8 protein-coding genes are annotated in these 12,159 nt (G+C 52.8%); 4 read left to right on the forward strand and 4 right to left on the reverse strand.

The genetic code is table 11. The annotated features are described in order from the left end of the window. Nucleotides 1-45 precede the first annotated feature (45 nt). A complete protein-coding gene (gene tpx, locus NG346_RS06750; protein ID WP_262288466.1) occupies nucleotides 46-546 on the forward strand; it encodes a thiol peroxidase in 501 nt (166 codons plus the stop codon). 51 nt (nucleotides 547-597) lie between these two features. Here tpx and NG346_RS06755 read toward each other — a convergent pair whose 3' ends face one another. Beyond that, a complete protein-coding gene (locus tag NG346_RS06755; protein WP_262288467.1) occupies nucleotides 598-4,953 on the reverse strand; it encodes a BadF/BadG/BcrA/BcrD ATPase family protein in 4,356 nt (1,451 codons plus the stop codon). Nucleotides 4,954-5,115: 162 nt separating this feature from the next. Here NG346_RS06755 and NG346_RS06760 point away from each other — a divergent pair, with 162 nt between their 5' ends. From NG346_RS06760 to yfcE, 3 genes are read left to right on the forward strand one after another with little or no spacing between them, the layout of a single operon-like run. Further along, nucleotides 5,116-5,355 carry a hypothetical protein gene (locus NG346_RS06760; protein ID WP_262288468.1) on the forward strand — a complete coding sequence of 80 codons (240 nt, stop codon included), beginning with the start codon at nucleotides 5,116-5,118 and terminating at the stop codon, nucleotides 5,353-5,355. A gap of 57 nt (nucleotides 5,356-5,412) precedes the next feature. Continuing rightward, nucleotides 5,413-6,132: a sigma-70 family RNA polymerase sigma factor gene (locus NG346_RS06765; RefSeq protein ID WP_154534127.1), complete on the forward strand. Its 720-nt coding sequence runs from the start codon at nucleotides 5,413-5,415 to the stop codon at nucleotides 6,130-6,132. A gap of 18 nt (nucleotides 6,133-6,150) precedes the next feature. After that, nucleotides 6,151-6,693 carry a phosphodiesterase gene (gene yfcE / locus NG346_RS06770; RefSeq protein ID WP_262288469.1) on the forward strand — a complete coding sequence of 181 codons (543 nt, stop codon included), beginning with the start codon at nucleotides 6,151-6,153 and terminating at the stop codon, nucleotides 6,691-6,693. 219 nt (nucleotides 6,694-6,912) lie between these two features. Here the strand turns inward: yfcE and NG346_RS06775 are convergent, their stop codons facing one another. Genes NG346_RS06775 through NG346_RS06785 form a run of 3 tightly spaced genes read right to left on the reverse strand, consistent with a single transcriptional unit; the run spans nucleotide 6,913 to nucleotide 12,119 of the window. Continuing rightward, a complete protein-coding gene (locus NG346_RS06775) occupies nucleotides 6,913-9,273 on the reverse strand; it encodes a beta-glucosidase (protein WP_262288470.1) in 2,361 nt (786 codons plus the stop codon). Between the two features lie 35 nt (nucleotides 9,274-9,308). Beyond that, the gene (locus tag NG346_RS06780; RefSeq protein ID WP_262279796.1) at nucleotides 9,309-10,517 is read right to left on the reverse strand and encodes an esterase; all 1,209 of its coding nucleotides are present in this window, start codon (nucleotides 10,515-10,517) and stop codon (nucleotides 9,309-9,311) included. Nucleotides 10,518-10,556: 39 nt separating this feature from the next. Further along, nucleotides 10,557-12,119 carry a RagB/SusD family nutrient uptake outer membrane protein gene (locus tag NG346_RS06785; protein WP_262288471.1) on the reverse strand — a complete coding sequence of 521 codons (1,563 nt, stop codon included), beginning with the start codon at nucleotides 12,117-12,119 and terminating at the stop codon, nucleotides 10,557-10,559. Between the last annotated feature and the right edge of the window lie 40 nt (nucleotides 12,120-12,159).

The raw sequence follows: 12,159 nt of genomic DNA on the forward strand, positions 1-12,159 counted from the left end.
TGTTTCGTAAATTTGCGGCACTCAACACATTAAACACTAAAGATTATGGCAAAAGTTAGTTTATTAGGCAATGCGATGAACACCATCGGCACTCTGCCCGCAAAAGGAAGTATCGCACCTGATTTCGAGGCTACCAAAGGTGACCTCAGCACACTGAAACTCAGTGACCTGCGCGGCAAGCGCGTAGTGCTCAATATATTCCCCAGCCTCGACACGGGCACCTGTGCCGCCTCCGTACGTCACTTCAACGCTGACGCTTCGAAGATGGACAACACCGTGGTGCTCTGCATCTCTGAGGATCTGCCTTTCGCCCAAGGCCGCTTCTGCACGACAGAAGGCTTGAAAAACGTGGTTCCCGTGTCACTGTTCCGCTCTCCCGAGTTCGGTAAGGCTTATGGCACCGTGATCGTCGACGGTCCGATGCGTGGCCTGCAGTCCCGTGCCGTCGTCGTCGTTGACGAGGAAGGTAAGGTCGTCTACACCCAACAGGTGGAGAAGATCGAGGACGAGCCGGACTATAAGAGTGCGCTGGAAGCACTGAAATAACAAAAAGTCCCGCGGCTGTTGCCGCGGGACTTTTTGTTTCTTACCATTTTTCTATCCTCTGATGCTATCTATAAACAGCAACAAGCGGTTGGTAACGTTCACGGCAGAGACGCCGGAATCGAAGTCAAGCGATACCAGGTTGAGTTGTGGATACATCTTCTTGAGTTTTTTCTCAATACCTTTCGAGACGATGTGATTGGCGATACAGCCGAAGGGCTGGAGGCTTGCCACATTGTTCACCCCTTGTCTGACCAGGCTGATGATGTCGCTCGGCAAGAGCCAGCCCTCACCAAACTGTGCTGCAAGGCTTACCACGCCGTTGACCTCCTTGGCATCGTCGAAGATGTTGGTAAACGGACGGTAATAGCGGAAGCGTGAGGCAAGGCGATTGATTTTCTTCTCGCGCCGCCAGATCAGACTGTAGATGCTCTTCACCAGGAAGTCGGGCACGTTGCTGCACTTCAGTCCGAGATGCTTAGAGGCAATCACGTTGACAAACTCCTGCAAGAAGAAAGGAGAGAGCAACGGCGGAACGACCTCACATCCCTTGGCGATGATCTTGCGCGCCAGGAACTGATGGGCAAAGGGATTGAACTTCAGAAAGATCTCTCCCACGATACCCACGGCAGGCACCTCCTTATCCTCCACGATGCTGTCGAACTCCCGGGCGGCTTGTCGGATGAGGTCCATCAGTCCCTTGGGGCTGTTACGGAGTATCGGCTCAGCGGCCAAAGCGAGATATTTGTCACGCAGCAGCTCAGCGTCGTTCGTTGCCCCTTGTGGTCCCACATGATAAGCATCCTTGCGCAGACGGCACACAGCGCCGTGATAGAATTTAGAGATGGTGTCGCCATAAAGAAACATCGTCGTGATGATCGGAGCCAGACGCATCCATGGCACATCGAGTGCCGCGCTCTGGTTCTCGTCTTCGTCCTCGGCACTCGTCGACACGCCCAAGGTGATCAATGGCACACGCTTGAAACCGTTGGCATCGAGAGCACGGCGGATCAGCGCGGCATAGTTCGTCGCACGGCACTGTCCACCGGTCTGACTCATCACCACCGACACCTTGTCGGGATCATATTTCCCCGACCGCAGTGCCTTGACAAAGTCGCCGACGATCAGCGTGGCAGGATAGCACACCTCATTATTGGCGTACTTTAGTCCATACTCCGCACTCTCGGCATCGCTGGGCGGCAAGACTTCCACATCCCAACCGATCAAACGGCAGATCGGAGGCAGCAACGGTGTGAGATATTCCGTAAAATAAGGAGCCAGAATATGGCGGGTGATCGGTGGCAAAGAGTTCTCGTCACTAACCTTGTCTGCTGTCTGCGAGTCTACATTGCAGGCGGTCTTCTGCTTTTCCGTTTCGCCTTTCTGTCCTCTCAGCGACTCGATGAGTGAACGGACACGCAACTTCAAGCTGCCAAGATTGCTCACATCGTCGATCTTCAACAGCGTGTAGGGCTTGCCATGCTCACGAAGAATATGCCGCACCTCGTCCTGGATGAACGAGTCAGGACCGCAACCGAAGGATGTCATCTGCACGAAATGCACATCGTCGGGCTCTTCAGCGCACCACTGTCCCGACTTGATGATGCGGTTCATATAAGCCCACTGCTTCACCAGACAGGTGTCGCCGGAAGGTGTCTGCTCGTCAGTTCTGACAATGTCGTCGGAGATCACGTTCACGCCAAGCGCCGCGATCATCTCCGAGAGTTTGTGCTGGATGAGCGGATCAGTATGGTAAGGACGGCCCGCCAAGAGGATGGTCAGCTTGCCCTCCTTGCGGCTTTGCGCCAGGATATCCTCGCAGCGGCGTTTCACCAGAGAAGTATATTCCTGTTCTGCCTTCAAAGCCGCAGTCAGCGCAGCCTCGGCAGTGTGCTTGCCGACACCGTGTTTCTTGAGGAAGGCAAGGATCTGCTTGCGCAGCAGAGGCTCATCGCGGAAGTTGATCACGGGCGACTCCACACGGTGCTGCAGTGTCATGGCACTGCGGATCACGTCGGAGTAGGCTGTGACAATCGGGCAGTTATAGCTGTTGATGGTGCGGTCATCGTCTTGATGCTCAAAGACCACATACGGCATAAAGATAAATCCCGTTCTTCCCTCAGGCAGTTCACCGAGCCGTTCGTCGAGTTCCTTGACATGCGCGTGGGTGAGTTTCGCCGGGAAACAGATGTTGTCGCTCATCACCGTGCCCAGTGTGCGCTCGTATTTCTTGAATGTAGACTCCGAGCTGAGCATCACCTCAAAACCAGCACTCGTGAAGAGTGTATGCCAGAACGGAAACTCCTCATACATGTTCAGCACACGCGGAATGGCGACAACCTCTGTGCGCGACGGCATAGAAGGCTGTTCGGCACGACCAAAGAGCAGCTCGTATTTCTCGCGATAGATGTTCTCGCCCTTGTCGTGGTTCTTTCCCTGGTTGTTGAAGACCCGCTCACACTTGTTGCCGGAGTAATAGCGGCGACCACTGCCAAAGCGATACATCGTCACGAGACATTGGTTTTCGCAACCCTTGCAGTTGAGCAGACGAGTCTCGCACGCCGACTGCCGGAGCAGATCGTCAAGCGAGACATGATGCAGTTGGGTTGAGGACTGGCAAGCGGCAATGGCGTGCAGGGCACAACCATACGCACCCATCATCTCGGGAATGTTGCTGCGTGCCACCTGCGTATGCGAAAGGAGCTCGAAAGCACGCACGACAGCATCGTTCTTCATCGTGCCGCCTTGCACGACGATATGCTTTCCGAGATCATCATTACCTCTGAGCTTCAACACCTTGTAGAGGCAGTTGCGCACTACAGAGTAGGCCAGTCCGGCTGCGATGTCAGCCACTGTAGCGCCTTCGCGCAGCACCTGCTTCACCTTAGAATTCATAAACACCGTACAGCGCGTACCGAGGTCACAGGGGCGGTCTGCCTGACAAGCCAAGGCGGCAAAGTCCTGCACCCGGTAGCCCAAACTTTGGGCGAAGGTCTGGATAAACGTTCCACAACCCGACGAGCAGGCTTCGTTGAGTTCCATACGCACCACAGCACCATGATCGACAAAGATGGCCTTCATGTCCTGCCCGCCGATATCGAGGATAAACGACACGTCGGGCAACAGCCGTGCCGCCGCGCGCTCATGCGCCATCGTCTCGATGATGCCGTCGTCGAGGTTGAAAGCAGCCTTGATCAGTTCCTCGCCATAGCCCGTAGAGCAGGAGCCCACGATGTCGAGCGTGGTTCCGCTCTCTTCTGCCTTTTGCTTCAAGCGTTTCAGAGCTTGCTCCACGGCATGGATCGGATTGCCGAGATTCATGCTGTAGTCGCTGAAGATGATCTCTCCCTGGTGGTTTTTGTCAGCCCGCACCACGATGAGCTTTGTCGTCGTGGAACCCGAGTCGATGCCGATGACCACCTCTTCACGCCCGCTGTGCATGGGATAGAGAGGGGTAGCATAACGCTGTTTGTCGCGCAACCATGCTGTATATTCAGCCTCAGAATGGAAGAGCGGCTGCAACTCGTCGGCGTCAGCGACAGCTGTGCATCCACACTTCTGTTGGTGGCGGCATGCTTCGGGATGTGCGATACGGTCGAGAAGTTCGTCGATGTCCACCGCCTCAGCTTCCTTCCCGGCACGGATGGCACAGCCGAGTGCCGGGATGAGGTTGCCCTCCCGGAGTACGATGAAGTCGCTGGCTTCGAGATGGAGATAGTCGGCAAACGCCTTGCGTAGGGCAGGAAGAAATGTCAGCGGCCCACCGCAAAGGAGGATCGGCGGCGTGAAGTCGATGCCGTGGCTGAGCGTGGTGACGGTCTGCACGGCGATGCTGTGGAAGATGCTGGCGGCGATGTCGCTCTCCGGCAGGTTGCGCGACATGAGGTTCTGCACGTCGGTCTTGGCAAAGACACCACAGCGTGCGGCCATCGGATAGACATGGGTGGAGGTCATGGCCAGCTCGCTCATGCGCTGGTTGTCGCAGCCGAGCAGTAATGCCATCTGATCGATAAACGCGCCGGTGCCTCCCGCGCAGTTGCCGTTCATGCGCAGTTCCGTACTCTGCCCATTGAAGAAGACCACCTTGGCATCCTCGCCGCCGATGTCCACCAGCGCACGCGCCTCGGGATAGCGGTTGCGGGCAAACACCGTGGCTGCCACCACCTCCTGGACAAACTCCGCACGGAGCTCGTCAGCTGTGGCCATACCCACCGATCCGGTCACGCAAAGACGCAGTGACGGATTGCCGAGCTGATGCTTGATCTCGTTGAGATAGGTCGTGGTCAGTTCACGCACTTGGGCGTTGTGTCGCCGATACTGTGAATAAACGATATGATCTTCGTCATCAAGAACAACGATCTTAGCCGTCGTGGATCCGACATCCAGTCCGGCTCTGTATTCTTTTCCCATATCTTTATTGGCGTATTCCTATATTTCTTTATCTATGCAAAGTTACTAAAAAAACATTACGTTTTCATCGGGGAATTAGTTTTTTTAGCTTATTTATCCCAAATTACGAGGGTTATTTCCCAAATAATTCATATCTTTGTACGTAATAGAAACGTCACCACTATGGAGCAGACTTTAGACAACATTTCCGCCGCCAACGGCAAAGAGGCCATCGCCGCCTATCGCGAGCGCATCGTCGCAGCCATCTGTCTGGTCAAAGACAAGGACGGCAACGCACGATATACTGAGGAGCAGGCCAGAGAACTCTCGGAGGAACTCTCCGACGAAGACCTCGCCTTCGGCATGGACTACAACACACCGGAAGAGGTAGCAGAGCTGCTGGTCGACAGCGGACTCGACTAAGCAGAAAGAAACAAGCCCGTCCGCTCTACCACACAATACTCACGAAAGGATATCAACATGAACGAAGAACTCAACGACGCTTACATACAGGAAGTAGGAAAGCAAAAATTACTCAGCGACGCCGAGGAGCAGCAGCTCGCCGAGAAGATTGCCCAAGGCAACAAACGGGCTTTGGACAAACTGGTGGCTGCCAACCTGAGCTATGTCATCAGCGTCGCCAACCAATACAAAAACCGCGGGCTCAGCATGGACGACCTGGTTAGCGAGGGTAACATTGGCATGCTCAAGGCTGCCACACACTTCGACGGCAAGCACGGCAAGCGCTTTGTCACCTATGCCGCACCATACATCCGCGAGGCCATCGAGCAGGCTATCGAGCAGCAGGCTGGCCTCTACCGTGTGCCGCGCAACGCCAAGGACCCCGCATGGGAGAAGAAACGCAGCCATCCGCTGTCGATCGACGCACCCATCGGCGGCAGCAATGAGCTGAGCCTGGGACATGTCATACCCGACAAAGACGCCACGCAGCCCGACAACGCTCTGGAAGACGAGACCGCCACAGCCGAACTGTTGCAGATCATCGACAAGCTCGACGCCCGCAGCCGGCAGGTGATACAGCGCTTCTACGGCATCGGCGCCGAGCACCGCACGCTCGCCGAGACGGCACAAGAGATGGGGCTGAAGCGTGAACGCGTCAGACAAATCCGCAACCAAGCCGTCAGAAAGCTCTGCAAACTCTCGAAAAACAAAAACATCAAATCGTTTCTTCTCAAATAACACACCGCCGACATCACCATGCGCTATCTGATCATCTCCGACGTCCACGGCAGTCTGCCCCGGCTGCAACGTGCACTGGACTTTTACCGCCAACAGCAGTGCGACATGCTCCTCATCCTCGGCGACATCCTCAACTATGGGCCGCGCAACAGCATCCCCGAAGGCATCGACGCCAAGGGCATCGTCGCGGCACTGAACCCGCTGGCCGATGACATCGTCGCCGTACGCGGCAACTGTGATGCCGAGGTCGACCAGATGCTACTCCGTTTCCCGATGATGAGCGACTATGTGCTGCTTGTCGACGAGGGCCGCCGCATCCTGCTCACCCACGGCCATGTCTACAATCCCGACCATCTGCCCACCGGTCACTACGACGCAGTCTTTTTCGGCCACACCCATCTCTGGCAACTCGAGCACAATGCCGACGGCATGCTCATCTGCAACACGGGTTCCATCACCTTTCCCAAGGGCGGCAACGAACCCACCATGGCCGTGATGGACAAAGACCATGTCGCCATTTACAACCTCGACGGCAAGATGCTAAAAGAAGAAAGAATATAACCGAGAAAGAATATAGCCGAACATCAAGATAAGATATTCTCGATATTCGGTTATATTCTTTATTCCGCAGAGCGGAGCGTTAACTAAAAAACAGTTGTAATCAGGAGTTGAAACAACTTGGCATAAGGAATTAAATTCTCACTATTAATGTTCCCCTGGGGGGACATAAGCAAGCCCAAACGATTTTGCTTTCAGTTCAACGCAAGGATAAGCCTTTTCTTACTGCGCAAGTTTCAATGAAGTAAGCTTCACTTGCGGTTTAAGTACGTTGTGGACCGTCTTTATTTGTTTCTTAACGGCCAACGTGGCATTTCCCTTTATATCACGACTTGACGAACCCACTCGGAAAGTGTAAACACCCGGATCAACGACCCAAGCGCTCTTGCTCTCATAGAAGCTGGCCAAATCAATCTTGTCGATATTCATCACCAGCGTCTGGCTCTCGCCGGGCTGCAAGGTACGTGTCTTTGCAAAAGCCTTGAGTTCCTGTGCGGGCTTGTCTTCCTTACCCTTTGGTGCTGTCACATAGACTTGCGCCACTTCCTTACCCGGGCGCTTACCCGTATTGGTAATCGTCACAGATAGGCTGATGCTCTTTCCCTGATCCTTTACATACGGTTTGCCAAACGAGAAAGTCGTATAGCTTAAGCCAAAGCCGAAAGGATAGGACACCTCTTTCTTGAACGTATCGTAATAGCGATAGCCCACGTAGACACCTTCTTCATAGTTGGTGTAACCGAAGTTTTTCACCTGTGCCATCTTAGAGGCATCCTTAAACATACTCGACAGATCAAGAGACTCATCCTTCACATCAGACGGGAAATTCTTTGTTGAAGGATCATCATTGATACTCACCGGCCATGTCATTGGCAGTTTACCAGATGGTGTAGACTTACCCATGAGCAGGTCAGCGATGGAGTTGCCGATCTCCTGCCCACACTGCCATGGTAACAGAATGGCATCAGGCAGATCCTTCCAAGAGGCAGTCTCCATGACGCCGCCCACATTGAGCACCACCACCACTTTCTTTCCAGCCTGGTGATAAGCCGAGCAGACGCGATGCAGCAGCTCCTTTTCCTGAGTACTGAGGTTATAGTTCTCTGCCGTGCGGTCTTGTCCTTCTCCCGAAATACGACTCAAGGTGATGATTGCCACATCATTGTTGCTCACCTCCTCACTTGTGACCTCAGCCTCCAACTCATCAGGAAGTTTTGGAACCTCAAGTACGTTGGCGTTGAGCTTACCGTGCTTGCGTGTCCACTCTTCCAAATAGGCAGCATAGCGGTTGGTCAGGGTTTCATCGACATGACAACCAGCATTACGCAAGCCCTCAACAAGAGAAATTGTATAAGCCCGATTGACATTGCCAGAACCTGTACCGCCTGCTATCAGACTGTAGCTGGCATTGCCATAGAGTGCAACATTGCGCACGGATGTCAACGGCAATGTGCCATTGTTCTTCAACAGAACAGTTCCTTCCGCAGCAGCCTGACGGGTTACTTGGGCATGAGCTTCAAGATCAGGATGATTGCTATAGTGATAACCGACAAAGCGCTTGGTACGCACCACCAGGTCGAGCACATTACGCACACACTGATTGAGATACTTCACATCGAGTTTGCCACTCTTCACCGCATCCACAATCTCCTTGACATCCTTGTCCATCCCCGGTTCAATAAGGTCGTTGCCAGCCCAGATGTTAGCACCACGATCGGTATGTCCACCGCGCCACACGGGATCGGTGCCACCAAACCAATCTGTCATCACAAGCCCTTTATATCCCCACTCATCACGCAGAATGGTTGTCAGCAAATCGTGACTTTCAGAGGTCATGACACCATTGACACGGTTATAGCTCGACATGATAGTCCAAGGATGGGACTTCTCAATGCATATCTGGAAGTTCTTAAGATAGAGCTCACGAGCCGCACGCTGACTGACACGGGCATCGTTGCCCATACGCATTGTCTCTTGATTGTTGAAAGCAAAGTGCTTCACAGACGTGCCGACGCCCTGACTCTGAATGCCATTGACATAGGCAGCAGCTATATTGCCCGAGAGCACCGGGTCCTCGGAGTAATACTCAAAGTTGCGGCCACACAGCGGATTGCGTTGCAGACAAAGAGCAGGAGCTAACAACACCTCCACACCATACTCTCTCACTTCTTGTCCCATAGCTTTAGTGACATCTTCGACGAGTGCCGTATTCCAAGAGCTGGCCAAAGACGTGCCAATAGGGAAATGAGTAGCATAGTATTTATTGTGATCAAACGGTCTGTCGACATTGATGCGCAATCCCGCAGGGCCGTCGCTGAGCACCACAGAAGGGATACCAAGACGTGGAATAGCCTTTGTCGTACCAGCCGCTCCAGGCACGATACTTGAAGAAGAGCCTATTACAGGTCGTGCAGAAAATCCCCCCATACCATCACCGACTACAAGATTAGCTTTCTCTTCCAAAGTCATAGCAGCAATGACAGCATCTATATTATCGGCACGCAATTGAGGCGCAGGCTGTGCGGCCGCCGGCAGTGAGGCGAACGCCGTGAGCGCAGAAAATAACAACGCTTTGATTTTCATAGAACCGTAATTATTCATGAAGAAACCTGTCCTTCCTATTTAAACAGTTTCTGAGCAAACTCGGTGAGATAGATGCGCCAATTGCGCCAGATGTGTCCGCCCTCGGTTTCCATATAGGTGAAAGGATACCCTTTGGCTGTGAGCTTCGCACGGAAGTCCGCATTGTCCTTATAGAGGAAATCGGTCTTGCCGATGCCGATCCAGTACAGCTTAGGTTTAGCAGCAAACAGTTTGGCGAGTTTCCCGTCAAGATCATCATAAACGCGTTCGCTTTCCACACCACTTTTCTGCTGTTTGTTGATTGCGGCAGAGAAAAGGCCGACATAGCCAAAAGTATCAGGATAGTTGGCAGAGATATACAGCGAATGGCAACCGCCCATGGACAGACCGGCTATGGCACGGTCGTTTTTGTCGGCCTTGACACGATAGTTGCTTTCTACAAACTTGATCACATCAGGGAAAGCCAACTCAAAGTTACCGTCCATAGTCTTAGGAAGCATCAGTGTTGGCACGGTGAAGCCATTAGGAGTTTCACCCGGTGCGGCTTCTTGCGATATGTTGCCATTGGTCATCACCACGATCATTGGTTTCGCCTTACCGGCGGCGATCAAATTATCAAGGATCTGAGCCGCCCTTCCCAGTTCCGACCAAGCATTCTCATCACCACCAATGCCATGAAGCAGATAGAGCACAGGATACTTTTCCTTGCTGGTCTCATAGCCGGCAGGCGTATACACCGTGAGGCGACGTTTCAGGCCTGCAGTAGGACTGTTGTACCAGATCTTTGACACGGTACCATGAGGCACTTCCTTCACACGGTACCAGTCTCCCTGCCCGCCACCGATGAGCAGCATGCTGAAGAGGTTGGTCACGTCGCGTACACAATACACATTGCTTGGGTCAAGTGTACGTACGCCATCGACCACCACATTATATGTATAGAGTTCCGAGGGGAGTTTACCCGTCTTGAACGACCACACGCCCTTGTCGTCCTTCACGAGATCTGCCACACCCGGTGCATCGTACTTACCCATCGGCGTGTCTATCTTACGGGTAGGAAGCATATCGCCGGTAATCTGTACTTTCTGAGCCTGAGGCGCTAACACGCGGAAGGTGACACTGTTGTCGGCATTGATTTCGGGCGACACCACTGGCATCTGAGCCCAAGAGAGATTTTGCTGTGCATAAAGGCCCATTGCCATGAGAGCACCAAGAGCCAAAGTTGAAATACGTTTAAGATTCATAGTTTAGGAATATTTCTTGATGATTATATGTTATAAATTTTACCAATTGACGTTTTGCTTGATATTCGGATTCAGTTCTTTCTCCTTTAAAGGAATTGGCAGAAGCATGTTTTTCTCCTTGAAGCCATAATCTGTGTTCTTGAAGTCCCAGCTGACTCCCTTAGCCGTCAAGGAAGGAATCTGCTCACCTTGTTTGCCCAATACCTTCATTGCATCGCCCCATCTGACAAGATCTTGATAGCGTGTGCATTCAAGCCAAAGCTCCAGCCGTTTCTCCGTTTTGATGTTGTCGAGTGTGACAGTAGTCAGCGGAGCGAGACGGGCACGCGAGCGAATCAGATTGATGTCTTTGAGAGCCTCCTCTGCATTTCCATTCTGCAGATTAGCCTCAGCAGCCAGCAAGAGCACCTCGGCATAGCGCATGATGCGCAAGTCGATGTATTGCAAAGCCTGGAAGTAGGAAGCATCAGTGATGCAGTCCTCTTTGAGCGCTCGGTTCTTCCAGTTGAAATAGCCCTCATTGCCATAATAAGAAGCACCGGCCTGCAATGTCACGCCATAATCCTGCATCTGCTGATAGGTACGGATGGTGTTGTTGAGTCGGTATCCGTCCTTACCCTCGTCAGCGACAAAGGCATCATAGACCTCTTTGCGAGGATTCATAAAGCCGTAGGTACCAGTAGCAATCTCAGAGGCGGCCTTACCGGTAAGAATAAGATGATCGGTACGCCAGCCAATCATCAGGAACTGCATGGTCAGTTGCGACCATTGCTGGCTAGGGTCATTGCGCATCTGAATCTCAAGCATCGACTCACAGCAGTTGTTGGTAGCCGCATGCACGATCTTGCCATAGTCACCCTGATAGAGTTGATACTTTCCACTGTTCACTACCCTGTTGAACATGTCAGCGGCCTCGGCATATTTCTTTTGGAAGAGATAAGCCTTACCCAGCATTGCCTCAGCGACTTCCTTCGTGACACGAATGGTGGTTGCCTGGTCATTCGCGTCAGTCTTCGACGGTAGCGCATCACTGCTGATGGCCTCACTCAGATCCTTTTCCACACATGCCCACAACTGTTCCGGTGTGCTGTTGCCCGGGCGGTATTCGTTGGGCAGCAGCAGATGATCGACAACGGGTGCCGTGCCCCACAGTGTGACGAGCTCGAAATGGCAGAAAGCTCTCCAGAACTTAGCCTCAGCCACGCAACGTTTCTTTTCGTTGGTATTAGGATCCGTCTTGTCAATGATGAGGTTGGCATTATAGATGTTGGTATAGAGCCCGCTATACAAAGCTTGGATCATACTTTCATCGGCACCGAAACGATACTCGTTGAGCTTTTCCATCTCACCATTGTCACCACGTGACCCACCGCCGACCCAAGCATCATCGGAGAGAGAGTTCTTGACAAACCACCAGTTATAGTAGTTGGACTTCAGGCCCACATAGAGCGTGGCCAAGGCCTCGTCGACTTCCTTGTCGGTCTGATAGAAATCGTCTATACCGCCCATGTTGCCGTTCTTGGGAATATCGAGACGATCAGAGCATCCGCTCACAAAGGCCACGAGCAGGAGCATCAGGCTATAGAATATATTCTTTTTCATTGTTGCGTTCTTTTTAGTTAGAAGGTTTATTCATGCATAT

The organism is Hallella absiana (assembly GCF_025457485.1).
Lineage (GTDB): Bacteria > Bacteroidota > Bacteroidia > Bacteroidales > Bacteroidaceae > Prevotella > Prevotella absiana.

Bases quoted from the DNA above. Each gene is read 5' to 3' on its own strand.
- yfcE (WP_262288469.1), top strand. From the start codon at position 6,151: ATGCGCTATCTGATCATCTCCGACGTCCACGGCAGTCTGCCCCGGCTG.
- NG346_RS06780 (WP_262279796.1), bottom strand. From the start codon at position 10,517: ATGAATCTTAAACGTATTTCAACTTTGGCTCTTGGTGCTCTCATGGCA.
- tpx (WP_262288466.1), top strand. From the start codon at position 46: ATGGCAAAAGTTAGTTTATTAGGCAATGCGATGAACACCATCGGCACT.
- NG346_RS06775 (WP_262288470.1), bottom strand. From the start codon at position 9,273: ATGAAAATCAAAGCGTTGTTATTTTCTGCGCTCACGGCGTTCGCCTCA.
- NG346_RS06765 (WP_154534127.1), top strand. From the start codon at position 5,413: ATGAACGAAGAACTCAACGACGCTTACATACAGGAAGTAGGAAAGCAA.
- NG346_RS06760 (WP_262288468.1), top strand. From the start codon at position 5,116: ATGGAGCAGACTTTAGACAACATTTCCGCCGCCAACGGCAAAGAGGCC.
- NG346_RS06785 (WP_262288471.1), bottom strand. From the start codon at position 12,119: ATGAAAAAGAATATATTCTATAGCCTGATGCTCCTGCTCGTGGCCTTT.
- NG346_RS06755 (WP_262288467.1), bottom strand. From the start codon at position 4,953: ATGGGAAAAGAATACAGAGCCGGACTGGATGTCGGATCCACGACGGCT.